Below are 23,712 nucleotides of genomic sequence, written 5' to 3' on the forward strand. Positions count from 1 at the left end.
ACCTCTCCAGGGTGCGCATGATGTCCGCACCATTGTCATTTGTTCGCCAAGCCCACAGATTCAAGAGGTCGGCAGCGTCTTCGCGGCGATAGGTGTCAGGTAGGTCAGCCCAAGGCAGTTCGGCAACGTCGGATGTCTCCCCATACTCGCCGAGCAAGCGCAATACTGTTTCGTCGTCGCCACGAAATGCGGTGGGCCGCAATGCCGCGACCTCGTCGAGGGTCGCTTGCACAAGTGCAGTCCGACTGGTGGTCAGCAAAGCGGTGCTCCGTTTATGAATGTCCGGTTCTGGCCGGGCCCGGCCTCGCGGTTCGGTTGATTGTGCTGCAGCATCGGGCCCATACCGGCTGTACAGTTCTCTCCTAAGCTGACCTTCGATGCGGCTTAGAGGTACCCGTAAGAGTGGGTTGGCTTGGTACAACGGTGCAACGACCTTCGATTCGCCATCGACGACAACCATGTCGTGAGCATGATGCAGCCCGTTGTGCACCCGCACGTTGGGCGGCAACCTCCACGCTCTCCTGTGATGGGGCTTTCTTGCTAGCGCAGCAAGTGGCAGCGTAACTACATTGATCGAGCAAAAATGCTACTGAAAGAGTTTCTCGGGTCCTCACATGAATCTACGAAAGAGACGGCAATTCCAGGGGATCTTCACGGGCATCATCCTTGGCATCGGTGTCGCGCCTCTTACAGCGCATGCACAAACTGAAGAGATCGTGCCGTATGACAAAGTGCAAGTCCCGGAAAAAGTGATGGCGGCGCTTGATGCGGCGCGTGCGGGGAAGGAAATTTGGAAGCCCAAGTTCAAGAGCGTGTCGTACACCGTAGTGACCAGCGATTCACGACTGCCTGGAAGCGACCTTGCTTACAGGATCGACTTGCAATCGCAGGCCAACGGCTTGTTGCGGGCCAATGAAAGTTTCGGCGCTGACAAGTTTCAAAAATTGTCATTCGGGCATCTCTTTTCTCTGAAGGTCCAAGGCAACTATGAAAGTGGAATGACGACAACCAGCCAAACAACTCTTCTGGTTGGCTCACTGCCGAACAGGCTGGAAATTGGCACCTCATTCAGCATTTATACGGAATCAGTGCGGCTTCCAAAAAATGAAAAGTTACCGACGAACACCAGTACGTTGAGCTGCAAGGTCGAAGACATCTACGCAGCCAACACCATCTATCCCGCCTTGACAGGCAACGCGATAGAAATGGACTGCTACGGCACACGCATCTTCTTGGAAGACCTCGGAATCGCTCTATCTCTGCCGACGCGGTCTGAGACTAAAAATTACCTCAGGTCCAAAATTGTCCGTTTCGAAGTCGAAAAATAGTCCTCTCGAGGACGACCCTGCGGTAGCCGTCATCTTGTTGACAGTACGGCCAACGGATTCTGTATCTGAAACGCTTCGAGGACGCAGTCCGGCAAGACTCCATAGTTGAACTTCGCATACGTGTCGAGCAGGGTCAGCATGACGGCGCGGTTCCAGCGCCGGACGATGGGAAAAATTTCGGATACTCCCTGCTGAGCGCTTCAACGATTTCTTCGTCCAATGGCACGCCTTGTTCCAGCCAACCGACAGCCAGGTCAATCCAGTACTCCATCTGCGATTCAAGCCCTGCAAGCACCACGCGGCGAGTCGAAAACGGTCCATGGTTCTCGGTATACGGCTTCTCAAGGAAGATGAGCGGGCGTGGGTCGCAATGTCGTCGCCTCGGGGAATGTCTGGTTCTGGCCGACTGTAGCCATCTATGGCGCGGCGGCATCCCGCAGTTCAAGATCACCTCCGGCACTACGTCACACGCCGCGCCGAACGAGCGCCGCTCCGTCTCGCTAAGATACGTCTTTTAACATTTTGGATGGGGGTGTATCTTGGGAACGTTGGCAATTCGGTTTGTGCGTGAGTCTGATATCGGATCAACAAAATGGCTGGGAGCGTTGGCACTCTTGGCATTGGCGGGCTGCGGGACGATGCCAACTGAAGTCAAAGAGGTTAACGCCAATCCCGACGCGTTCCTGGCCAAGAACTACACGCTCCAAGCGCTGCGGCCAGCGTATGTCGAATCGCTCAAGGCTGTGGGTGCACCCGGCCCCGTGGATTTCAAAGAGGTCACGTTCAAGTTTGAGTATCGGTATCGGCCACTCGGTGCTACTGATGACTCGATAACTCTCCCGCAGAGCGCGTTCCGTCCACTCGGCAATGGCATCTTTCAGCAGATCCGTACTCTGGAGAACAACGGCTTTTTGGTCAGCCGGAATTTCAGCCTGATCTTTCTCGGAGTGTTGCCTCTCAAGAAGGAGAGCGCTTTGCCTCAAAACAAGGTGACCATCCTTGACAGCGCGGTCAAAGACATCAAGCCATTCAAGTTTGAACCAGCAAAGATAACGGTGGGCAGTAAATTTGTCGTGGACTACGCCATGGGATTCCCGATGCAAGAGTTCAACTTTCGCTGGTACAAGATGGCATGTACCGCCGTGAAAACAGGAAGTGCCTCGGAAGCTCATCCGAAGATCAGGGGTCAGGCCATCTGGTTTGATTGCGAAGGCACGAGCGAGGCGGGTGCGCCGTCGAAAGCATCGAGCGTCTACTTCAATCAATACGGTCTGATGCTGCAGACGAAGTTCGCCGACTCAAGATATTCCGGCTCGGAAGTGATCACGGATTTCGCAGAACGATAAGGCTCTCAGGCCTGATGGGCCCGAGAGTCGCTCCCCTTCGTAGCCAGAGTTCAGATAGACCATGAATGTCAGAAGGCTGATATCCCCGTTCGGCCGATGAAATGGTGCGTCTGAGTGCCATTTAAAGCGCTGGCCCGGGCTATAGAAAGCGTTCGTTCAGACCGACCGCCACGCGCCTGTTTATCGCGCCGGGGAATCATGCCCTGGGCCCGCAGCCAGAGCGATTCTGATCGTGTCGAATCATCAAGGACGTAGCGATGTTGTCTCGTGTTGCGGTGTCCATCTGGGTGCCGCGAGCCGTGATGATGGGAGCCGAGTGTTGTTGGGGAGAGTCTGGAGGGGCGAGGCGAACTTCCGCTCTTAGCCGACAGCCGCTATGCCTTACGGAACAGCAACGTGTCAGGGGCGTTTGGTTGCGTCAGTCGGTTCAGGATAAGCCCGCCACTTTTTGGCATCGACAAACGCCACCAGGCGCCGTTCGGTTCCGCATAGAACATTACGTCGCCCTCATCCAGTGCTTGTCCAAGATACGGCGACGGAAATCTCGCAGGTACTTCGTAGACGCCCAGCTTGCTCATGTGGCACCTGACCAACCATACAACCCGGTAGTGCTCGCAGATGCTGGACTCTTCGGTACTCGGCAGGGGATACGGCCCAGCCAGTTTTCTCCCGTGTTCGATTGCCCTGGGTGGGGGCTCACCCGACTCAATAAATGCATACAGCCCCCGCCATGACTCAGGTTCCGGCCAGGTCTCTCGGTAGCGGTGGCGCTCTTCTTCCGTCAGGGCCAGGAAGAAAATTCTCCATTGACCCCAGTACGCCTCACCCCAGCCCATGCGCCACCCGACGCTACCCCATGGGATGTCAAGATGCTTGATCCACAGCGGTGACATTGCGACTGTCATGTTTCTGTGATTGGCGAGTTGGGTTGGAAGGTAGACCGAGGCGGTGAAGGTCGGCTATTGGCCAACTGTAGCCGGTCGCTGGCTCAGAGCTTAGGACCAGAAGCAGTCAGTCAACGTGGCCGTGACGCCACGCTGTGCGCTGCTTCTCGGATGTGCGGAGAGGTCGCGGTACTAGCTATATCCTGAAGTGTCTGCAGCAACGAAACGCCACCGATCTCAGTAACGCCAGAGTTCAACATGCGACCGACCATAGCTATGCCGAGTTCACTTGGCTGTCGTGCCAGGGAAAGAAGAAGTGCGGGCTCGTAGTTCGGCAGTTTCTCTAAACCGTGAACGAGGCTCCACATCACCCCATACCCATCTTCTTCGGGATAGCGCTCAAAGACGCTCAGCATCTCGGGGATTGCTTGTCCTGGACCGCCTGCCCCCCAAAGTTCATCAAGCAGGTCGTCCAAGCGGCGCCAGTTGCCATCCTCGGCGGGCGCAAACTTGGCGATGTCGCGGGCGATGGAAGTGATTTTTCGAGGCACTGAGAATCCTAGTCGTGTGACTACTTTTGGCCGACTGTAGCCTGTCGCCACCTTGGCGCGTTGGAGCCCGTTGCTGTCACTCGCACGTCGCGAGAGCTACCGTTCGATGTTTGCGGCCCACGCAATGGACCGTCATGGCTTGATGGCCTCTTCGCGCTTTTTATCAATTGCGGCCTTGGCCTCAGAGTCCAAGTAGTCGACCCAAATTTTTAGGGCATTCTGGTCTCCTCGCCCCATGCCATTGGACTTTAGAAAGAGTTGTCCTTTGTACTCCAATGCCTGACGAGTTACGACTGCTGGGCGTGCTGGATGGCCCGGCTTCGTTACCAAGAAAACTCTCGATTGCTTGTTGTCGATGAACTGAAGGACTTCCCCTCGGTCGATTTCCTCGAACCCCGTCTCGGTCCGGAACATCTTCACTATTTCTGCGTGCTCCTTCTCGTACTGAGCTCTTTTTTCGTCCGATGGCTGTGCCGTTGCTGAAACGCTTAGGACCAGACACAAGACCAGCGCAATTGCTCGATGCATACGACCCCCTCCTCAAAGTCAATGTTCGATGATGGCCATCTGCCGTCGGCTCAACAGCCTGCACACATGTGCTTGTCTGTGGGCCTGTGAACGCGTGATCTTTGTCAGCCTGAACGAATGGCAACCCCTAGCCGACTGTAGCCGGTTGCGACCGGCAGAGCTTCGGGCCCAGAAGAGTCATGCCTCGCTGCTGCAGCGATTACGAGGAGACAGCTTCATCCACCTGCGCTTGGATGACAGCGAACGTCTCGGGCGGATTCGTTGAGCGAGAGATGGAACGTCCGATAACGATGTGGCTCGCGCCCCAACGTATTGCGTCGAAGGGCGTCGCCACTCTCGCCTGATCATTCTTCGCATCGGTTTGCAGTTGCGTGCCTGGGGTAACGATGAGCATCTCCGCCGGGAGGAGGCCGCGGAGCAGCCGCGCCTCTTGGGCTGAAGCGACCACCCCATGGCAGCCGGCCGCAGCGGCCAGCTTGGCGAGTCGAACGACTTGCTCTGGGACCGTGGCGTCCAAGCCTAGCTCCGTGAGGTCCTCGTCTCGCAAGCTTGTGATGACCGTCAGCGCAAGGACGTTCAATTTGGGGTACGAGCAAGCGGCTTCCACTGCAGCCCGCAGCACAGCGGAGCCCCCAGATGCATGAACGGTGATCATCGACGCCCCCAAAGCACCGGCCGCCGACACCGCACCGGCCACTGACGCGGGTATTTCATGGAGCTTCAAGTCCAGAAAGACTGCCTTGCCGCCCGAAATCAGCTTTCGGACCACGGTCGGGCCTGCCGCAGTCAGCAGTTGCAGGCCGACTTTGTAAAACCCTGCCAACGGTCCGAGTTGCTCCACCAGCTCCAGTGCTTCACTGGCCGAGTCGAAATCAAGCGACACGATGATGTTGTTCTTCTGTGACATCGCTGTGTGCAAAGTGAAGGGTTCGTTTGGACGACCGGTCCTGGCCGAAAGGCGCTGAGTTTGGCTGCTTCTCAAGTCGTAAAAGCTCGCCCATAGAACTGGAGAACCAGGTCGTCAAGTTGCAGCTTTCCTGCTGCAAATTCCTCCAGAACCCTGTTGTCATCTGCCGAGATCGTCACACCTTGCTGAATCAGCCCAGTGCGGATCGCGGAGACCCCTTGTTTCCGTTTTTCAGGACTCCAGGCTTCAATTTGTGCGTCGATTTTCCTGATCTCGTTGCGGAGTTGGTCAGATTCATTCATTTTGGTTCGAGCAGTTGAGCAACTACATCGTGCACTGGAATGGCTGCTCCTGGCCGACTGTAGCCGGACACGCTGACGTCGCGATGGGGCCCCAAAAAGACGTTGGGCCGATCACCGAGCGTCCCAGCGCAGCGATACTCGGCCGCCGATGCTCTCAAGGGAATGACACATACCACTCGCATGGCTGTCGTCAGCAAGAAACACCTCGAAGATTTCCCTGGCGGCGATCTTCTTCACCACGTTCTTCGCTTCTGTGCGGGACATGGGGGTGCTCAGCTGTAGTGACCGCATGAACCGTCTTTCTACGTAGCCTCCCATACCCGGAAACCATGCGGTGGATTCGTCCCAGCCCATGACTACCAACGTGCACGAACTTGAAAGCGCCCGCTTGGAAGTTGCCATCTGTAGGTCTGGTTGTGGCCGCTGACCGTCATAGCCTAGAAAAACTGGATGACTATGCCTCCGAACGCAACCACCACAAAGAACAGTGCAAGCCACACGAGATGACTTTTCAACACTGGCGATACAAACGTCGTGTCGGCTGCAAGCACTGCTCCTAGCAAAAACACCATCGATCCACCCCAGTAGGCCAGGCGCCAAGCCAGTCGCAAACGGCCTGCCGGCGGGTCGAACCTCATCTTTTCCGCGTACAGGAAGACTGTCCCGACGCACATAAAGAGAAGCACGGCAGTTGAGGCGGTCATCGTTCGCTGATGGCTGTTGATCACTCGGTCGATTTTCCTCACGTTGCGGTTAGTACGCACGCGCTTCGGACGGCACTGTCGAAGGTCGGCTTTTGGCCGGGTTCGGTCGGACGCGATCGCCGCATAGAGCCGACCTCAGAGGTTTACGACCTTCCCCTTCCCTCTGCCTTCACGATCGCGACTAGCTCTCGAAATCGCTGATTGTCGTACCCCACGCCATCCAAGAAATCTCGACCTTGCTCCCATGAGAGTTGATCTACGAGCTTGTCGTCATTAACACTACCGAGGTAGATCACAGGCGGAAAATGGGAGGCCGGAGTTGCGTTTTCGAAGGCACGCGTCCGCAGGAAGAATTCGTACCACTGGCTGTCGTTGGAGTAGAAGCAGAAACTGTACGAGCCGCCATCGCGACAGATGTCGGCGCCAATAATTCGAGAAATCGGAGTCGTCATTTATTGTCCACTTCTGGCCCAAATTCTGCCTCAGCACCGAGCGTCTGGTTCTGGCCGACTGTAGCCGGTCGCGCAACCGTCGAGAACAGGCCCTGAGCCGACGTACAGCTTCAACCGAGCTTCTTGAGTAGGCTTACGTATCCGCACTGCTTGTAGCCGAGGCTTTCGTAGAATTTCCTCGCGGGAACTGATTCGCCTGTTTGAAGATTCGCACTCATGAATCCGCGCGCTTGAAGGTGCTCCTCGAAGCCGCGCATAAGTTTCGCTCCGAATCCTTGTCCTTGGTAATGGTCATGGATGCACATCTCTTTGATGTGAAAAACCCAGCCCTGCACCCAACGCTCGCCCCAGCCCAGAACAAGGCCAATGGTTTCTCCATGTACTGACAGGCCCATGCCTTGAAACGCGGGCGATTGCGCAAAACTTGTAAGCCGCTCTGCAACTGCCGCCTCTGTCCAGCCATCATTCCAAGGGGGTGCATTAAACACTGAGCGATACAGTGGCACGAACTCAGAAATGTTCTCCAGAGAAAGTGATGTGATGTTTTCCATTCGATGAGGGGAGGTTCTGAGTGGCTAGGTTGGACAAGGTTCGTTGGCAGGCCCGCTTCTGGCCGATACTAGTCGGCTGCATCTTGCGAGGCTAGCGGTGCGTTGCACCATGAACTCGCAGTACCTCGTCTTTCTCTTGCAGCGGCAAGAAAAGATTCCTGGCTTTAAGCTTGAGAAGCTCGCGCTCTTTAAGAGCAGCAATCGCCGGGCTGCATTGTTTTGATGGACAGCCCTGACCTGTCCAAGGCTGTACTGCATAAGCGGGTCTAGAGGTATGAGCAGTTCTTTTGGAACACGCGCGGCAGTTGTGGCTAGAGGCTCGTCGATCGCTACATGCAGGCGGATGATTTTGTTCAGACCGGGCCCCGTACGCGCCTCCTCGTCTAGGACGGAGTTCCCGCTTTCATCAACCATGTCAACGTCGACAACGTAACCTACCAGTACATGATCGGCTTCCGTCGCCATCTCGGTGAGGGACATTTCCAGTGGAAGGCTTGCGAGTGCAGCCGCCGGGAGCATCGTAGCCAGCGCCATAGCAAGGCGTCTCATCGAGCGTTTGATCACGTTGCCATCTCCACAAACTTCAGTTTCTACGCGGTATGCCGTCCAGCGCAATGACTGCTGTTGGCCGCAACCTGCCACGCTCCTCATAGTCTCCATGCCATGTGAGAAATCAGACCACCTAATGCCAACCATGGCCAGAGCGAGAGAGGCCAGTTGCCACTGACAACATGCCCTTCATGGAGGGTGGTGCCATCCACCTCGACCTTGATTGGAAAGGAACGGAAGCTGGCATGTCCCCAGGACAAGGTGACTTGGTGATGAATACCCTTATGCTCGAATTCGGCCGAATGCGAGCCGGTTAGCTTGAACACGCCACCGGTCCTGAGCAAGCACTCCCCGTCAAGAAACACATCGATGGACGCGGCCTGCCACAGCTTTCGTGGAAGGAGTGTCGAAGTCACGGCGAACTTGGAACCATTCCATTCGAGTTCTAGATTTGGCATCGCTTTGAATTTTCTTGCCGGCGACGTTCACATGCGACCGTCCGCTTATGGCCGACTGTAGCCTTACGTGCGGCCTGCGCAAAGGGGACCGAAGCAGACATTCAGTACTGGAGGCGAGTCGCGACAGCGGCGACGAATGCCAGTACGTCAACGGCAAGCAAAACCTTCAATACTCTTTGAGAACGTAGCCCTCTAAAGGCAAGCACGACGAGCGTGATTCCAACGAGTATGAGAAATACGCCTCCGGCATACGCCGCAAGTCCGCTCTGCTCCGAAACACGAAGCGGGGCACTACGTGGTCCTCGTTCAGCAAGACGACCCGTTAGCAACGCAACGAAGCCCTCACCGCTCGAAAGCGCAGCAAGTGCAAGCAGCACTATCTTTCCGCCAATGCGCTCGAAGGCAGTCGATTCGCTTCTAGGCTTTTCTTGATTACTCATTGCTGGATGATCTGGTCCATCACCGGTTGGAAAGGCAACTTCCGCCGCTCGTCGACTGTAGCCTCGCGCAAGGCCGGGGCGAAGAGACCCAAAGTCGACTGCCATAGTTGACGCGAGCTTTTCATTGCGCACCACCTTCGCCTGCTGCAACACGCCACAACTGAATCGTGGCCTCAGCCGCTTCGATACGCCGCTGCAATTCTTCATTGACCAATCGCACCAGAGCACTGAGTTCAGCGCGCGTCGGATAGACCTCTTCGCTGTCGTTCACGCGTTGCGGGACGATGAGTTTTTCAAGACACGCATAGGCGCGATGCACTGCATGAAAGCTGTCGATGTCATCGCATGCCTGAAGCGCAAGCGATTCAACGCTAGCGGCTTCAGAAGATTCGGGAAGTGAGTGAACGTGCGCGGACGCGCGAGCGGATGCAGCCATGAATGGCCTCCAAGTGATTGCGGTTTGCTGAAACCGCCGCACCCGAGTCCAAGCGGGGGCGGCAGCTCGACGGGTTGGACTACCGGGCAACCACTTGCGTGAAACCGGCCGGGCTCGCGCCCGCCCATCGAGCCGCCAAAACTGGAAGCACGAACGACAAAGCCGCAGACCCTGCGGGGAAACTGCGGCTTGCGTCGCAGTGATTGCACGGGAGTCCAAGCCCGATCACGCCTCTTTTTGACGTGACCGGCGCAGTATAGCCACGGGCAACGACGAGCCCCTGCGCCCCTGGGGCTTCAACACAACTCGATGGTCTGGCGCAGCAACCCTGCTTGCTCGGCACTCGGCCCGACGAAGATCTCGACTTCGCCCGCCTCGAACAAGGGCTGCAGGTCCGGCCCGAGGTAGCGCAACTCGGCCGCCGGCAGCTCCAGGTTCACCGAGCCGGCTTCGCCCGGCATCAATCGCAGCTTCGCGTAGCCCTTGAGTTCCAGCAGCGGCCGAGTGACACGGCTCCGCTTGCCGCGAACGAACAGGAAGACAGTCTCTTCAGCCTCGCGCGTGCCAACGTTGCGCAGCCTGACGCTGATCTTCAGCGCGTCCTGCTCGCGCACGCGCCGCGGCTCGACCTGAAGCTCGTCGTAGACAAACCGGCCGAAGGTCAAGCCGTGGCCGAAGGCATACAGCGGCGAATTTTCGACGTCCTGGTACCTGCTCGTGAAGTAGTCGGCGGGATTCATCGGCCGTCCGGTGGGACGCTGGCCGAAGTAGATCGGCAGCTGCCCGACGGCGCGCGGCCAGCTCATCGGCGTACGGCCACTTGGCGTTACCTGGCCCGTGACCACGTCGGCGATCGCATGGCCGGCTTCGATGCCGAGGAACCACGCTGCCAGCAGCGCATCGGCATGTTCGGCCAGCCAGGGAACGACGAGCGGACGGCCCGAGAACAAGATTGCGACGACGGGGATGCCGAGCGCGTGTGCACGTGCCGTCACCGCTTCGGCCAGCGCCTGTTGTAGCCCGGGAAGCGCGGGCGTGGCGCGGCTCGCGGCCTCGCCACTCATGGTGGCACGCTCGCCCAGGCACAGCAGAACGGCGTCGGCGCCATCGCACAGCAGGGCGGCAGCAGCTTCGATGCCACTGTCGTCATCACTCTCGATGGCAACGCCGGGTGCATGGCGTATGTCGGTCTGCGGCAGCGCGGCGCGCAAGCCGGCAAGCACGCTGACGGCCGGCTCGTGTTCGCCGGCCCCCCACCACGGGCCTTTCATCTCGGTGCTTGCGTCGGCCAGCGGGCCGATGACACACAGTGCCTTCGCCGCAGCAGGCAAAGGCAGGGTGTCCCGCTCGTTCTTCAGCATGACGATGGCCTTGCGCGCGGCGTCGCGCGCCACCGCGTGCCGCTCGGCGACAACCGCCGCGAGTTCGGGTGTCGCGCCGCGGCGGTAGGGGTCGTCGAACAGACCGAGCTGTTCCTTGAGCCGCAATACGCGGCGCACGCTCGCGTCGATCTCTTCGATCGTCACCCGTCCCTGCTCGAGCGCGATGGGCAGGCCCTTGCGATACGCGTCGGCCATCATGTCGATGTCGACGCCGGCCTTCAGCGTCAGTACTGCGGCGTCGACGAGATCGGCCGCGACGCCGTGCTTGATCAATTCCGCGATCGCGTTGTAGTCGCTGACGATGACGCCGTCCCAGCCCATCTCGCCGCGCAGCCAGTCGCGTAGCAAGGGGATGTGCGCAGTCATCGGCACGCCGTTGAGATCGGTGAAGGCGGGCATCAGCGTCGCAACGCCGGCGCGCACCGCTGCTGCGAAGCCCGGCAGATGCACCTCGTGCAAGGTGCGCTCGGAGATGTCCACGGCGGCGTACTCCCGCCCCGCGGTGACTGCGCCGTATGCGACGAAATGCTTCGCACAGGCCGCCAGCGAATCGGCCGATGAAAGGTCTGCCCCCTGGAAGCCGCGCACCTTGGCCTGCGCGATGCGTGCGTTCAGCCAAGGGTCTTCGCCGGGTCCTTCCGCGGTACGGCCCCAGCGGGGATCGCGCGATACATCGAGCATCGGCGCAAAAGTCATCGCCAGGCCGTCGGCAGCGCCTTCACGTGCAGCCTCCCGCGCCGTGCGCTCCCAGAGGTCTTCGTCGAAGGTGCCGGCCTCCGCAAGCGGGATCGGAAAGAGCGTGCGATGGCCATGAATGATGTCCAGGCCGATCAGCAGCGGAATGCCGAGCCGTGACTTCTCGACGGCCAGTCGCTGCATCTCGTGCGTGTGACCGGCGCCGACCATGTTCAGCAGATTGCCGACGGTGCCGTCGATGATCGACTGCGTGGAGTCTCCCGCGAGCACCGGCCCGGTGACCGTGTAGCCGGAGGCAGTCATCGTCAGTTGACCCAGCTTTTCGGCTAGCGTCATCCGGGCCATGAGAGTATCGATGCGACTCATCAGGGATTTCGAATAGAACCCAGGGGGCCTAATGATGGCATGCTGCGGGCGAAGAGCCCTCAGCCGCGTGGCGTCGCCGATGATTCGGTGAAACCAAACGTGACACCCGGGACAACAACGAAAGGAACCGTTCGTGTTGATGGATGACAGGAACCCGAGGGCACTGGCAGCCCTGCCCGATGAAGCCTTGATCGATGCCGTGCAGCGGCAGACCTTCCGCTATTTCTGGGACGGTGCGGATGCCGACAGCGGCCTGGCGCTCGACCGCCGCACGCTCGTCAGCGCCACGGGCGAAGACCTGCCCGATGACAGGGTCGCGATCGGCGGCACGGGCTTCGGCATCATGGCCATGATCGTCGCGGTGGAGCGCGGCTGGGTCACGCGGGACGCAGCGCTGGAGCGCCTGGGGCGCATGCGGGACGCCCTCTTTCGCGCCAGGCGCTACCACGGCGCCTTCCCTCACTTCATGGACGCAGCGAGCGGCGAGACGATCCCGATGAGCCCAAAGGACGACGCGGGCGATCTGGTCGAGACCTCGTTCCTCTGCATGGGCCTGCTCTGTGCGCGCCAGTATTTCAGCGAGGACACGGCCGCGGCGCGCCGGTTGCGCAACGACATCGACACGCTGTGGCACGACGTCGAATGGAACTGGTTCACCCAGGGCGGGCGGGACGTGCTGTATTGGCACTGGAGCCCGAACCACGGCTGGGCGATGAACCATGAAGTGCGCGGCTGGAACGAGTGCCTCATCACCTACCTGCTGGCGGCGGCCGCGCCGCGCCATGCGATAGATCCGCGGGTGTACCACCGCGGCTTTGCGGCGGGGGCCGGTTTCCTCAACGGCCGGTCGTACTACGGCATCGAGATACCGCTGGGCATGCCATACGGCGGCCCGCTGTTCTTCACGCACTACTCGTTCTGCGGCCTCGATCCGCACGGCCTGAAGGATCGCTACGCCGACTACTGGGATCTCAACTGCCGCCACCTGCAGATCAACCGTGCGCACTGCATCGCCAATCCTCATGGCCACCCGGGCTACGGTGAATCGTGCTGGGGCCTGACCGCCAGCGACGACCCCGACGGCTACCTCGCCCACGCCCCGGACATCGACAACGGCACCATTTCGCCGACGGCCGCGCTGGCCAGCCTGCCGTATGCGCCCACCGAGGTGATGCAGGTTCTGCGGCATTTCCTCACCGTGCATGGCACGCGCTTGTGGAAGGACTACGGCTTCATCGATGCGTTCTGCGAACGGCGCGGTTGGTTCGCAGAGACATATCTCGCCATCGACCAGGGCCCGATCGTCGTGATGATGGAGAACCATCGCACGGGCCTTCTGTGGAAACTGTTCATGAGCGTGCCCGAAGTGCAGGCCGGGCTGCGCGCCCTGGACTTCAGCAGCCCGCACCTCGAGTCGCCTGCACCGTGACCTTCAGCGTGGCGAGCCAGCAAGACCCGGCTTTCGAGTCATGGCTCGAAAGACAGCTGTCCCATTCGGCGAGCGCGATGCTGCCCTGCATCTCGCCGGTGTCGATCGTCAAGCATCGCCCCGGCTTCGGTCAGACCATACGGCCGGTCGCCGGCGCCATCATTGCCTCGCCCGTACTCGGCAACTACGACCCGGACCCGGACTACTTCTTTCATTGGTTCCGGGACTCTGCTGTCGTCATCGATGCACTGCGCCTGCTCTACGTCGACAGACGCATCGGCGACGAAGCCCTGCAGCATCTGCGCGATTTCACCCGCTTCAGCCTTGCCGTGAACGGACTCGACGGCCGCGCGGTTGCCGCGGAGCAAGGCCGCAGAGCGTGCGTGGCCCCCGAACTCCTGCAGTACCTGCGCGAAGACCATGACCTCGCGAGCGTCCACGGCGATGCCGTCGTCGCCGAAACGAGAGTGAACCCCGACGGCACGCTCGATGTCCTCCGCTGGGCGCGCCCCCAGCACGACGGGCCGCCATTGCGCGCGCTGGCGCTGCTGCGCTGGGCGGACGGCGGGCACCTCGACGCGGCCCTGCTGGCGGAGGTCACGCCGCTGATTCGCTTCGACATCGACTTCACGCTGCGTCACTGGCGCGAGCCGTCGTACGACATCTGGGAGGAAGAGCTCGGCCACCACTACTACACACTGCGCGTCGCAGGGGCCGCGCTGGCCGAAGGCGCGGCATGGCTGGAGGGCTTGGGCGACGCGGCGCTGGCGCAGCACTGCCGGGAGGAGTCGCGGGCCGTGCGGCGCCTGCTCGACGACTACTGGGTGGACGAACGAGACGAACAGTCAGACGACCGCGACTCGACGCGCGGCTACTACCGTTCACGCGTGCTGGCGGACGGCCGGCCCAGTGCGAAGGCGCTGGACATCGCGGTGATCCTGTCGGCAATCCACAGCCTCGGCACCGAGGCCGCGCATGGCCCGTCCGATCCGCGCATGCAGGCCACGCTGACGCGACTCGACGCGCTGTTCGATGCGGCCTATCCAATCAACCATGGCCGTGCCGCAGGCCGTGGCGCGGCGATGGGTCGGTATGCCGGCGACGTGTACTACTCGGGTGGTGCGTACTTTTTCTCGACACTCGGCGCCGCCGAGTTCTGTTTCCGCGCCGCGGCGATGGGCGGCGATGCACGCCATTGGAACCAGTGGATGGGGCGCGGCGACGCCTACCTCGCCACCGTACGCGCGTACACGCCGGCCGGTGGTGATCTGTCGGAACAGTTCGACCAGCGCAGCGGCGCGCAGACCTCGGCGAAGCAACTGGCATGGAGCCACGCCGCCTTCATTTCGTGTGTCTCGGCGCGCCGCATCGCGGCCGCCGCTTGCCAGGCGCCGCAGGAGCGATGAGCGCAAGGCCGGAGAACCGTGTCGAGCCGGCTGCAAGAGCCGGTGTCTTCCGTCAGGTCCGCGAGTTGCTCGGCGCCTTGCGAGTGTCCCCGGTCGCGAAAACGCTTGTCGTGCTGATGGGCGCGATCGTCGTGGTCGTCGCGCTCACGGCTTATGGGCAGATCGAGCTCAATAGCTGGAACAAGCCGTTCTACGATGCGATCTCGCGTCGCGACCTGAGCGAATTCGTCGTGCAGGTAGGCGTCTTCGCCATCATTGCGGGCGTGCTGCTGGTCTTGAACGTCGCACAGAGGTGGCTGGGCGAAACCTTGCAGCTGAAGCTGCGCGAGGCCGTGGTCAATGACCTCGTGGGGCTGTGGCTGCAGCCGCGCCGGGCGTTCTGGCTCCAGGCCAGCGGCCCGATGGGGGCCCATCCGGATCAGCGCATGCACGACGACACGCTGAAGCTGTGCGATCTGTCGGTCACCCTCGGCGTGGGTCTGTTGCAGGCAGCGATGCTGTTCGGCAGCTTTGCGAGCGTGCTGTGGGTCATCTCCAAGGACTTCAGCCTCTTCTTCAACGGCGAGGACCATGTGTTGCCGGGCTTCATGTTGTGGGCGGCAATTGCCTATGCGATCGCCGGCTCGCTGCTCACCTACTGGGTCGGCAACGGCCTGATCTCGCGCAACGCCGAGCGCTACGCGCGTGAAGGCGAATTGCGCTTCTCGCTGACGCGCATCAACGAGCATCTCGACGGCATCTCCCTGGCTGGTGGCGAGGCCGACGAGAAGCGTCGCGTTGCCATGCATTTCGGCGACGTCTTGCGCGCCACGTCGCGCGTGGTGCTCGGGCTGACCAACCTGACCTGGGTCACCGCGGGCTTCGGCTGGGTCACCATCATCGCGCCGACGCTGGTGGCCGCCCCCCTCTACTTCTCGGGGAAGGTTTCGTTCGGCGGCCTGATGATGGCTGCCGCAGCCTTCACCCAGGCACAGTCGTCGCTGCGCTGGTTCGTCGACAACTTCAGCATCATTGCCGACTGGCGCGCCACGCTGCTGCGTGTCACCGACCTGCGCCGGATGCTGGCGTCCGATCTGGAGGCACAGGCAGGTGGCAGCCGCATCGCCTACGAAGAGAGCGAAGCCGGGACGCTCGCGATCGAAGCGCTCGAAGTTCGCTCCTGGAGCGGCCACGATCAGCTGGACGACCCCGGTCTCGTCGTGCACCGCGGCCAGTGCGTCCTGATCCTCGGCACACCGGGCACGGAGAAGACCCTGCTGTTCCGGGCGCTAGCGGGCCTCTGGCCCTGGGGCTGCGGCACCGTGCGCCGCCCCGTCGGCGAGACGATCCACTACATGCCGCGCGGCACGCCCTACATTCCCCGCGGCACGCTGGCCGAAGTGCTGTCGTATGCGATGGAGCCATCGACCTATCCGAGAGAAGCCATGGTGGCCGCGCTGGCGAGTGTGGGCCTCCAGCGTTTGGAGCAATTGCTGAACAAGACGGGTCGCTGGGAGAGCGAGCTCAGCATGGACGAGCAGTTGCGGCTGGGCTTCGCCCGCGTGGTGCTGCAGGCACCGCCCTGGCTGGTGATGGACGAAGCCTTCAGCGCGTTCGACGACGACACGCTCGAACTCATCATCGACGCGCTGGGCAAGCTCACGCACACGGGCATTGTTCACATAGGCTCGGCCGGAGGAGCGCACGATCGGCTGTTCACGCGGGTGGTGCATCTGGTCAAGGCGCCGAACGCCGCACCCGAGGAGCAGCGACCATGAGACACCCCGGGTCAACCGTCAGTCGTGCGCGTCGCGCCCTCATGCGGCTGATTCTTGCGCTGCCCGCGTGGCCGACCTGGGCCTGGGCGGCCGATTTCGGCTTCCGGCCACCGCGCGATCCTGACGATGCCACCGCGGCGGACCTGATGCGGGATCTGGCCGAGCGCATCTTGCCGGTGTACCAGGAGGCGGACACCGATGTCTTCCTGGCCAACCTGACCGCCCTGCAGATCGTCAGCGGCGCCTACCGTGCAGCCTACGACAGCAGCGCGTCCCTGCGCAGCCGCCGCCAGGGCAAGCCGTTCGACGACCTGGTCCAGCGGGCGATCCTCGACGGCATCTATGCGCGTGCGCGCATGCTCGAAGCGGACGGGCGTCTCGGCTTCGCCGAAGCCTACGCGCGCTCGTTCCAGGAACTGGTGTCGCCGCTCGACAACGCGCAAGCCCAGGCCATCATGGCGCGGCTCGAAATCCCGCCGGCGGTGTACAGAGAGCCGCTGCGCCAGGCTTTCGATCTCTGGCGCGCGAAGGGCAGCCTCCCGCAGGCCGATGCGCTGGCGCTCGTGCGAACCTGGCTTTCGTACCAGTCGCGTCGCAGCTTCAATGCGCTGCTGCCCGAATTGTTCGCGGCGGAAAACCGCAACCGCTACGTGGCGGAGGCTGACGTCAGGATTCCCGTGCGCGGGGGTGTCATTCATGCGAACCTGGTTCGGCCCGGCCGCGCGACTGGAACTCTGCCGACGCTGCTGCGCTTCACGCTCGATCCCGCCGAGGACGACGCACAGCACAGCGCCGCCAAAGGCTACGTCGGCGTCACGGCGTACGTGCGCGGACGCACTCCCGACGGCAAGGGCGCCGTGTGGCCGTTCGTTCGCGACGGCGAAGACGCCGCCGCCGTCATCGACTGGATTGCCCGGCAGGCGTGGAGCGACGGCCGCGTCGCCATGCTCGGCGACGGCTACTCCGGCTACGCCGCCTGGGCCGCCGCCCGCAGGAGACCGGCTGCCCTCAAGGCCATTGCCACGATCGCGCCGATGGCGCCGGGCATCGACTTCCCGATGGCCGGACAGATCTTCCGCAACGCCATGGTCCGCTGGGCGCAGGAGCACGCGACTGCTGAGCCCCTGCGAGCCGGCGTCGATGCCGACGCGGACCCGGACACGATGTGGCAGGCACTCGACGCACGCTGGCACCGTGGCAATCGCCCCTACTGGGACATAGACCGCGTCCTGCTGGGCAAGCGCAGCAGGTTGATCCGAACCTGGCTGACGCACCCGAGTCACGATCGCTACTGGCAGAAGTTCTTGCCGTCGGCGGAGCAGTTTGCGCGAATCGACATTCCGGTGCTCAGCTTTGCCGGCTACTACGGCGCCGATGCCGGCGCGCTCTACTTCCACCACGAGCATCTTCGCAACCGGCCGCAGGCCGACACGACGCTGCTGCTCGGCCCCTACGACGCGGCCTCGATCCGGCGCGGCACGGCGCCGACGCTGCGCGGCTACACGCTCGACCCCGTCGCACGCGTCGACCTGCCCGATCTGCGCTACCAATGGCTCGACCACATCCTGAAAGGCGCGAACAAGCCTTCCCTGCTGATGGATCGCGTCAACTACCAGGTGATGGGCGCGGACCAGTGGCGCCACGCGCCGACGCTGGACGCACCGCAGCGCACCCGGCTGCGCCTTCACCTCGACACCCGCGAGCGCGACGACCCGCACCGCCTGTTGCCGTCGCCATCCGAAGGCGGTGGCAACGTGCGGCTCTCGGTCGATCTCGCCGATCGACGCGACGTGCGCACTCCGTGGCCGGATGCGCTGCGCGTGAAGCAACTGCCGGCGCGCAACAGCATCAGCTTTGTCAGTGATCCGCTCCCGGAGGGCACCGAGATCGTCGGCAGCCTGCGCGGCGTGTTCGACATCACGCCCTCGCGGCAGGACGTGGACTTCAACATCTCGCTGTACGAGCAGACGGCAAGCGGCGAATACCAGCTGCTGTTCGATCCCTACGACTTTCGCGCCAGCTACGCAGGCCATCGCATGCGTCGCCGGCTTCTGCGGGCCGGCGAGCGTCAGCTGCTTGCGTTCACCGTCGAACGCGTGACGGCCTGCAAGCTCGCGGCGGGCAGCCGCATCGTGCTGCTGATCGGCCTCAACAGGCGTCCCGACCGGCAGATCAACTACGGCAGCGGCAAGGACGTGAATTCGGAAACCATTGCCGACGCGAAATGGCCCATTCGAGTGCGCTGGCATGCGCGCAGCTACGTCGAAATCCAGACCGGCAAGTCTTGATCGCTCATCGTGTCGCCAGACCTTTGTCGTTCACGGCGCTGATGACGACGCCTTCGCAAGGCGCCAGCACCAGGGGCCCCTTGATGAACTCGGCGCGCGCAGGATCGGTCGATGCCAGCACGACCGGCTGGCGCGGCATCAACGCCGGCGAAATCGGCGCCGGGGTGGCGCCGAAGTTCAAGAGCACCACCAGCCGCTGCTCTTCGCCATTGCGCGCATAAGCGAGCACCTCGCCCCCGGCTTCAAGCGCTTCGTAGTTGCCCCGGTTCAGCGCGGGCTGCGCGCGGCGCAACGCGATGAGGCGCCGGTAGAGCGCCAGCATCGACCCTGCGTCGTGCGATTGCGCCTCCACATTGTTCGTGGGCCAGTCGGCTGCCAGGCGCAGCCACGGGGTACCGGTCGAGAAGCCCGCATGCTCTGCCGCGCTCCACTGCATGGGTGTTCGCTCCGGATCGCGACCCAGGCCCATGCCAGGCTTGTTCTTCTCGAACGGGTCCTGCACTTCATCGGCGGGAATGGGGACGTCCGTCATGCCGATCTCGTCGCCGTAGTAGAGCGTCGGCGTGCCGCGCAGCGTGAGCAGCAGCATGGCCGCGAGCCGCGCCATCTGTGGCCCGACGCGGCTCGCAATGCGAGGTCTGTCGTGATTGCCCAGCACCCAGTTCGGCTGGGCGCCGGCGGGCAAGGCGGCTTCGTAGTCGCGCACGAAGCGGTCGATGCGCGCCGCCTGCCACTCGGTCGCGATCAGCTGGAAGTTGAAGGGCAGCTGCACGCCTTCGAGCACGCCTGCGGCGTTGAGTCCGTAGTAGGCGACCAGGCGCGGGAGCGGCAGGTAGAGCTCGCCGATCAGCACGCGCGACGAGCGTGCGTCGCTGAACGCGTCGACCACGCGGCGCATCTCGGCCACGATCGGCTGCACCTCCGGCAGGTCGGTGTTGTAGAGCATCAGCCAGCGAAAAAATGGATCCTGGCCCGGGGCGAAGTCCGGATTCGGCGGGTTGTCGCGGAATTGCGCGTCCTTGATGATTTGAGAGAGCACGTCGACACGGAATCCGTCGACGCCGCGCCGAAGCCAGAAGCGCAGCACCTCGTACATCGCGGCTCGCACTTCGGGGTTGCGCCAGTTGAGGTCGGGCTGCTCCTTCAGGAACGAATGGCAGTAGTACTGGCCGGTGGTCGCATCGAAGGCCCAGGCCGGGCCGCCGAAATTGCTGATCCAGTTGTTGGGCGGCCCGCCGCCCGGCGCCGGGTCGCGCCAGATGTACCAGTCGCGTCGCGGATCGCTGCGTGCGCTGCGGCTCTGCACGAACCACGGATGACGGTCCGACGTGTGGTTGGGCACGAAGTCCAGGATGAGCTTGAGCCCTCTCGCGTGGGCCTCCTGCACCAGCGCATCGAAGCCGTCCAGCGTGCCGAAGCGCGGATCGATGCCGCAAAAATCGGAGATGTCGTACCCGAAGTCGGCCATCGGCGACGGATAGATCGGCGAGATCCAGATGGCATCGACGCCGAGCGAGACCAGATGATCCAGCCGGGCGCGGATTCCGCCCAGGTCGCCGATGCCATCGCCGTTGCTGTCCTGGAACGAACGCGGGTAGACCTGATAGACGATTCCGCACTTCCACCAGTCGTCGGCTGACATCTTGATCCCCTCGTGCTCGGTTTCGGGTGAGTCCATTTTCCCCAGAATGAAAACAGCTGACCTAGCCGTTCAGTACGAGAGACCCCTGCGGATACTGCGCGCACATGAAATCGACGAACGCCCGAACCTTCGGTGCAGGGAGTCGCCTCGACGTATGCAGGACCCAGAGCGCGACCTCCACGCCTGAAACCATGCCCCACTGAACCAGTTCTCCGCGCGTCAGCTGGTTCCATGCGATCGACTGCGGCATCAGGGCAACGCCAGCGCCGGCGATCGCAGCGTCGCGAATCATCAGGAACGAGGAAAGTCTGAGCCTCGGAATCGGCTCCAGGACAAGGCGTCCGTCGTCCAGCGTCCAGTTCGTCGGTTGAAAGCTTGTCGAGACGATGCCTGGGACCGGGCTGACCTTGCCTGGCGTAGGCACGGGCACGGAGGGCGCGGCCACGACCACCAGCCGGTCTTTGGCAAAACACCGGCCGACGAGGCTGCTGTCCGGGCTTGGATTGATCCGGATCGCGGCGTCGAACTGCTCCTCGACGAGGTCCACCAGGCGATCGTCCGCCACCACCTCGCAGCTGACCTCGGGGTAGGCCGTGCAGAACTCGGCGGAGATGCGGCCCATCGCCAGCTGGGAGAACAGCACCGGCGAAGCGATGCGCAGGCGTCCGCGGGGCACCGACAAGCCCTCGCGCGCGGAAGTCATGGCGTCGGCCACCTCGTGCATCGGCCCTTCGGTGCGGTCCATCAGCATCTGCCCGGCTTCTGTGAGCTTGAGCCCGCGGGCGCTGCGCTCGATGAGCCGCACGCCGAGTTGCTCTTCCAGATCGGCGATGCGCCGGGACAAGGTCGCCTTCGATCTACCGCTCGCGCGGCTTGCTTTTCCGAGGCCGCCGTTCATTGCGACGAGCGCGAAGTCGCTCAGTGCATTCAGATCCATAGTGTTCCGCAATTGAAACGAGGTGTCTTCATTTTCGGATCTTCGTTTTAACAATGCAACGACTTATCTTCTCCTTACCGCAACTTCAACAGGAGAAAACTGAAATGACCACCACCATCACTCAACGTGCCGTGCTTATCCGGGCCTATGGCGGTGCTGCCGCCGCCGAGGTCGCCGAGACCGCGAGGCCCACGGCCGGACAGAGCCAGGTCCTGGTGCGCGTCCGGGCGGCCGGCGTGAACGGCATCGACTGGAAGATTCGTGAAGGCTTCGTCCGGGACGCGTTCCCGCTTCAACTGCCCGCCGTGCTGGGTATCGAGCTTGCGGGTGTCGTCGAAGCGCTTGGCTCCGGCGCCTCGCGTTTTCGCGTGGGCGATCGCGTCATGGGCCCGCTGGGCGGCCTGGGTGCCTATGCCGAGTTCGTGGCAGTCGACGAGGCGAAGCTCGTACGCACGCCGCAAGGCCTGGACGACGTCCATGCGGCCGCCGTCCCCGTCGCGGCCGTGGCCGCCTGGCAAAGCCTGCACCACGCGGGTCCGATCGCCGCAGGCCAGCGAATCCTCATTCATGGTGCAGCGGGAGGGCTGGGCGGCTATGCCGTGCAGTACGCCAAGCAGGCAGGCGCCGAAGTCTTCGCGACGGCGTCTACCGCCCACGTCGAATACGTGCGCAGCCTGGGCGCGGACCACGTCATCGACTACCGCACCGAACGCTTCGAGTCGGTCGCGCGCGACATCGACCTTGTGCTCGACTACGTTGGCGGCGAAGTGCTCGATCGCTCGTGGCAGGTGCTGACGAAGGACGGCGCGATCGTCGGCACGTCCTCGCCCGACATCCTGGCACGCACGCCCCCCGGCCGCCGCGGACTGTGGTTCATGAGCAAGCCTGACGCGGCGCTCCTGGAACGGCTGGCGGCAGAGATCGCCGGAGGCACGCTGATTTCGAAGCTCGACGAAGTCGTGGGCTTCGGCGACATCCCCATGGCCATCGAACGCAATCGCACCGACCCGCGCATCGGCAAGGTCGTTGCGGACTTCTCGCGCTGATCGATCTTTTCATCCCCCCCCACCAACCTCCCAGGAGATTTCCATGAGCATTCTCGTCACCGGTGCCACCGGCACCATCGGTTCCCTCGTCGTCCAAGGCCTGGCCAGTGCCGGCGCCGAAGTCAGCGCCTTCGTTCGCACACCCGGAAAGCAGAGCTTTCCGACCGGCGTCAAGGAGGTCGTCGGCGACCTGACCGACGTGCCCTCATTGCGCGCGGCACTGTCGTCGGTGCGCACGCTGTTCCTGCTGAACGCCGTCACGCCCGACGAAGTGACCCAGGCCCTCGTCGCGCTGAACCTGGCGCGCGAAGCTGGCATCGAGCGCATCGTCTACCTCTCGGTCATCCATGCAGACAAGTTCACCGATGTGCCGCACTTCACCGGCAAGCACACGGTCGAGCGAATGATCGAGAGCCTCGACATTCCGGCAACCATCCTTCGGCCGGCCTACTTCATGCAAAACGAGCGCATGGTCCAGCAGGTGATCCAGGGCTACGGCGTCTACCCGATGCCGATCGGCTCCACAGGCGTCGCGATGATCGACGCGCGAGACATCGCGGACGCCGCCGTCGCCGAACTGCTGCGCCGCGATCGCGCGACCGCGCCGTCACCACGCGTGACGCTGGAGCTGGTCGGGCCCGAGCTGTTGACCGGAGAGTCGGTGGCCAAAATCTGGAGTGCTGCGCTCGGTCGTGAAGTGGCTTACGGCGGAGACGACGTGGCGGCCTTCGAAGCGCAGATGGCCACATCGGCGCCGTCCTGGCTTGCCTACGACATGCGCCTGATGATGGCCGGGATCCAGAAGTTCGGCATGCATGGCGCGGACGGCGCCGCGGATCGCCTGCAGGCCATCCTTGGACGTCCTCTGCGCAAGTACACCGACTTCGTCAAGGAGGCCGTAGCCGCGTCGTAGGCTGCGTGCTTCGCGTATGTCAGCTGGGACTGCATCACACGCTGCGCTCTGGGGACCTGATGTCCGTTCCGTGCGCGGCGGTTGCTGGCATTTGGCGGCAAAGCGCGGGTGAGTACTATCGGCCAGAACCGGACATTCATAAGCGGGGCACCGCTTTGCTGACCACCAGTCGGACTGCACTTGTGCAAGCGACCCTCGACGAGGTCGCGGCATTGCGGTCCACCGCATTTCGTGGCGACGACGAAACAGTATTGCGCTTGCTCGGCGAGTATGGGGAGACATCCGACGTTGCCGAACTGCTTTGGGCTGACCCACCTGGCACCTATCGCCGCGAAGACGCTGCCGACCTCTTGAATCTGTGGGCTTGGCGAACAAATGACAATGGTGCGGACATCATGCGCACCCTGGAGAGGT

Annotated in this window: 24 protein-coding genes; 9 read left to right on the forward strand and 15 right to left on the reverse strand. The window is 62.5% G+C overall.

Translation table 11 applies throughout. The features are described 5' to 3' along the window. Window positions 1-259, reverse strand: a 259-nt coding sequence (locus tag BLW48_RS34360; RefSeq protein WP_218137568.1) for a hypothetical protein, incomplete at its 3' end; no start/stop codon positions are given. Between the two features lie 355 nt (window positions 260-614). Here BLW48_RS34360 and BLW48_RS34365 point away from each other — a divergent pair. After that, window positions 615-1,328, forward strand: coding sequence for a hypothetical protein (locus BLW48_RS34365; RefSeq protein WP_093180142.1), 714 nt, complete (start codon window positions 615-617; stop codon window positions 1,326-1,328). Between the two features lie 539 nt (window positions 1,329-1,867). Further along, window positions 1,868-2,674: a hypothetical protein gene (locus tag BLW48_RS34370; RefSeq protein ID WP_143047864.1), complete on the forward strand. Its 807-nt coding sequence runs from the start codon at window positions 1,868-1,870 to the stop codon at window positions 2,672-2,674. A gap of 374 nt (window positions 2,675-3,048) precedes the next feature. Here the strand turns inward: BLW48_RS34370 and BLW48_RS35575 are convergent, their stop codons facing one another. The 12 genes from BLW48_RS35575 to BLW48_RS34415 all read right to left on the reverse strand — a co-directional run bounded on the left by BLW48_RS35575 (window position 3,049) and on the right by BLW48_RS34415 (window position 11,850). Continuing rightward, window positions 3,049-3,252, reverse strand: coding sequence for a hypothetical protein (locus BLW48_RS35575; protein WP_177142508.1), 204 nt, complete (start codon window positions 3,250-3,252; stop codon window positions 3,049-3,051). A 437-nt stretch (window positions 3,253-3,689) separates the two neighbouring features. Continuing rightward, window positions 3,690-4,109, reverse strand: coding sequence for a hypothetical protein (locus BLW48_RS35270; protein ID WP_143047865.1), 420 nt, complete (start codon window positions 4,107-4,109; stop codon window positions 3,690-3,692). A gap of 132 nt (window positions 4,110-4,241) precedes the next feature. Then, complete coding sequence (locus tag BLW48_RS34375; RefSeq protein WP_093180145.1) at window positions 4,242-4,637, reverse strand: hypothetical protein; 396 nt, start codon at window positions 4,635-4,637, stop codon at window positions 4,242-4,244. A 199-nt stretch (window positions 4,638-4,836) separates the two neighbouring features. After that, window positions 4,837-5,544, reverse strand: a complete 708-nt coding sequence (gene pyrF, locus BLW48_RS34380; protein ID WP_093180146.1) for an orotidine-5'-phosphate decarboxylase — start codon at window positions 5,542-5,544, stop codon at window positions 4,837-4,839. 71 nt (window positions 5,545-5,615) lie between these two features. Continuing rightward, a complete protein-coding gene (locus tag BLW48_RS34385) occupies window positions 5,616-5,846 on the reverse strand; it encodes a hypothetical protein (protein WP_093180148.1) in 231 nt (76 codons plus the stop codon). Window positions 5,847-5,957: 111 nt separating this feature from the next. Continuing rightward, entirely contained in the window at window positions 5,958-6,110 is a 153-nt protein-coding gene (locus tag BLW48_RS35580; protein ID WP_177142509.1) for a hypothetical protein, read from the reverse strand. 173 nt (window positions 6,111-6,283) lie between these two features. Then, entirely contained in the window at window positions 6,284-6,574 is a 291-nt protein-coding gene (locus BLW48_RS34395; protein WP_143047866.1) for a hypothetical protein, read from the reverse strand. Window positions 6,575-6,693: 119 nt separating this feature from the next. Continuing rightward, a complete protein-coding gene (locus tag BLW48_RS34400) occupies window positions 6,694-7,002 on the reverse strand; it encodes a hypothetical protein (protein WP_093180152.1) in 309 nt (102 codons plus the stop codon). 110 nt (window positions 7,003-7,112) lie between these two features. Continuing rightward, on the reverse strand, window positions 7,113-7,553 hold the full coding sequence (locus BLW48_RS34405; RefSeq protein ID WP_093180153.1) for a GNAT family N-acetyltransferase: 441 nt from the start codon (window positions 7,551-7,553) through the stop codon (window positions 7,113-7,115). Between the two features lie 647 nt (window positions 7,554-8,200). Continuing rightward, window positions 8,201-8,560 carry a hypothetical protein gene (locus BLW48_RS35275; RefSeq protein ID WP_143047867.1) on the reverse strand — a complete coding sequence of 120 codons (360 nt, stop codon included), beginning with the start codon at window positions 8,558-8,560 and terminating at the stop codon, window positions 8,201-8,203. A gap of 561 nt (window positions 8,561-9,121) precedes the next feature. Next, window positions 9,122-9,436 carry a hypothetical protein gene (locus tag BLW48_RS36000; RefSeq protein ID WP_256331071.1) on the reverse strand — a complete coding sequence of 105 codons (315 nt, stop codon included), beginning with the start codon at window positions 9,434-9,436 and terminating at the stop codon, window positions 9,122-9,124. 296 nt (window positions 9,437-9,732) lie between these two features. Next, the gene (locus BLW48_RS34415) at window positions 9,733-11,850 is read right to left on the reverse strand and encodes a glycoside hydrolase family 3 N-terminal domain-containing protein (protein WP_256331072.1); all 2,118 of its coding nucleotides are present in this window, start codon (window positions 11,848-11,850) and stop codon (window positions 9,733-9,735) included. 169 nt (window positions 11,851-12,019) lie between these two features. Between BLW48_RS34415 and BLW48_RS34420 the strand changes: the two genes are divergently transcribed. The 4 genes from BLW48_RS34420 to BLW48_RS34435 are packed head-to-tail and all read left to right on the forward strand — an operon-like array spanning window position 12,020 to window position 18,760. Next, window positions 12,020-13,309, forward strand: coding sequence for a glucoamylase family protein (locus BLW48_RS34420; RefSeq protein ID WP_093180158.1), 1,290 nt, complete (start codon window positions 12,020-12,022; stop codon window positions 13,307-13,309). Next, the gene (locus BLW48_RS34425) at window positions 13,306-14,715 is read left to right on the forward strand and encodes a glycoside hydrolase family 15 protein (RefSeq protein ID WP_093180159.1); all 1,410 of its coding nucleotides are present in this window, start codon (window positions 13,306-13,308) and stop codon (window positions 14,713-14,715) included. The genes BLW48_RS34420 and BLW48_RS34425 overlap by 4 nt, the downstream gene beginning before the upstream one ends. Next, entirely contained in the window at window positions 14,712-16,472 is a 1,761-nt protein-coding gene (locus BLW48_RS34430; RefSeq protein ID WP_093180160.1) for an ABC transporter ATP-binding protein/permease, read from the forward strand. Before BLW48_RS34425 ends, BLW48_RS34430 begins: the two co-directional genes overlap by 4 nt. Continuing rightward, window positions 16,469-18,760: a CocE/NonD family hydrolase gene (locus BLW48_RS34435; protein WP_093180162.1), complete on the forward strand. Its 2,292-nt coding sequence runs from the start codon at window positions 16,469-16,471 to the stop codon at window positions 18,758-18,760. Before BLW48_RS34430 ends, BLW48_RS34435 begins: the two co-directional genes overlap by 4 nt. A gap of 4 nt (window positions 18,761-18,764) precedes the next feature. On the opposite strand, the gene BLW48_RS34440 is transcribed toward BLW48_RS34435, so the two are convergent. Both BLW48_RS34440 and BLW48_RS34445 read right to left on the reverse strand, forming a co-directional pair. Beyond that, window positions 18,765-20,402: an alpha-amylase family glycosyl hydrolase gene (locus BLW48_RS34440; RefSeq protein WP_093180168.1), complete on the reverse strand. Its 1,638-nt coding sequence runs from the start codon at window positions 20,400-20,402 to the stop codon at window positions 18,765-18,767. A gap of 61 nt (window positions 20,403-20,463) precedes the next feature. After that, a complete protein-coding gene (locus BLW48_RS34445) occupies window positions 20,464-21,339 on the reverse strand; it encodes a LysR family transcriptional regulator (protein WP_093180163.1) in 876 nt (291 codons plus the stop codon). Window positions 21,340-21,443: 104 nt separating this feature from the next. Here BLW48_RS34445 and BLW48_RS34450 point away from each other — a divergent pair, with 104 nt between their 5' ends. From BLW48_RS34450 to BLW48_RS35705, 3 genes are all read left to right on the forward strand, one after another. Continuing rightward, entirely contained in the window at window positions 21,444-22,385 is a 942-nt protein-coding gene (locus tag BLW48_RS34450; protein WP_093180165.1) for an NADP-dependent oxidoreductase, read from the forward strand. 43 nt (window positions 22,386-22,428) lie between these two features. Next, on the forward strand, window positions 22,429-23,298 hold the full coding sequence (locus BLW48_RS34455) for an SDR family oxidoreductase (protein WP_093180166.1): 870 nt from the start codon (window positions 22,429-22,431) through the stop codon (window positions 23,296-23,298). Between the two features lie 182 nt (window positions 23,299-23,480). Continuing rightward, the coding region (locus BLW48_RS35705; RefSeq protein WP_218137569.1) for a hypothetical protein at window positions 23,481-23,712 on the forward strand (232 nt) is incomplete at its 3' end.

This window comes from Variovorax sp. YR266 (assembly GCF_900107295.1).
Taxonomy (GTDB): Bacteria; Pseudomonadota; Gammaproteobacteria; order Burkholderiales; family Burkholderiaceae_C; genus Variovorax.

Excerpts from the sequence above, each read along its gene's own strand:
- BLW48_RS34365 (WP_093180142.1), top strand. The coding sequence starts at position 615 with ATGAATCTACGAAAGAGACGGCAATTCCAGGGGATCTTCACGGGCATC.
- BLW48_RS35575 (WP_177142508.1), bottom strand. The coding sequence starts at position 3,252 with ATGAGCAAGCTGGGCGTCTACGAAGTACCTGCGAGATTTCCGTCGCCG.
- BLW48_RS34375 (WP_093180145.1), bottom strand. The coding sequence starts at position 4,637 with ATGCATCGAGCAATTGCGCTGGTCTTGTGTCTGGTCCTAAGCGTTTCA.
- pyrF (WP_093180146.1), bottom strand. The coding sequence starts at position 5,544 with ATGTCACAGAAGAACAACATCATCGTGTCGCTTGATTTCGACTCGGCC.
- BLW48_RS34385 (WP_093180148.1), bottom strand. The coding sequence starts at position 5,846 with ATGAATGAATCTGACCAACTCCGCAACGAGATCAGGAAAATCGACGCA.
- BLW48_RS35580 (WP_177142509.1), bottom strand. The coding sequence starts at position 6,110 with ATGTCCCGCACAGAAGCGAAGAACGTGGTGAAGAAGATCGCCGCCAGG.
- BLW48_RS34400 (WP_093180152.1), bottom strand. The coding sequence starts at position 7,002 with ATGACGACTCCGATTTCTCGAATTATTGGCGCCGACATCTGTCGCGAT.
- BLW48_RS34405 (WP_093180153.1), bottom strand. The coding sequence starts at position 7,553 with ATGGAAAACATCACATCACTTTCTCTGGAGAACATTTCTGAGTTCGTG.
- BLW48_RS35275 (WP_143047867.1), bottom strand. The coding sequence starts at position 8,560 with ATGCCAAATCTAGAACTCGAATGGAATGGTTCCAAGTTCGCCGTGACT.
- BLW48_RS36000 (WP_256331071.1), bottom strand. The coding sequence starts at position 9,436 with ATGGCTGCATCCGCTCGCGCGTCCGCGCACGTTCACTCACTTCCCGAA.
- BLW48_RS34415 (WP_256331072.1), bottom strand. The coding sequence starts at position 11,850 with ATGACGCTAGCCGAAAAGCTGGGTCAACTGACGATGACTGCCTCCGGC.
- BLW48_RS34420 (WP_093180158.1), top strand. The coding sequence starts at position 12,020 with ATGGATGACAGGAACCCGAGGGCACTGGCAGCCCTGCCCGATGAAGCC.
- BLW48_RS34430 (WP_093180160.1), top strand. The coding sequence starts at position 14,712 with ATGAGCGCAAGGCCGGAGAACCGTGTCGAGCCGGCTGCAAGAGCCGGT.
- BLW48_RS34435 (WP_093180162.1), top strand. The coding sequence starts at position 16,469 with ATGAGACACCCCGGGTCAACCGTCAGTCGTGCGCGTCGCGCCCTCATG.
- BLW48_RS34440 (WP_093180168.1), bottom strand. The coding sequence starts at position 20,402 with ATGTCAGCCGACGACTGGTGGAAGTGCGGAATCGTCTATCAGGTCTAC.
- BLW48_RS34445 (WP_093180163.1), bottom strand. The coding sequence starts at position 21,339 with ATGGATCTGAATGCACTGAGCGACTTCGCGCTCGTCGCAATGAACGGC.
- BLW48_RS34450 (WP_093180165.1), top strand. The coding sequence starts at position 21,444 with ATGACCACCACCATCACTCAACGTGCCGTGCTTATCCGGGCCTATGGC.
- BLW48_RS34455 (WP_093180166.1), top strand. The coding sequence starts at position 22,429 with ATGAGCATTCTCGTCACCGGTGCCACCGGCACCATCGGTTCCCTCGTC.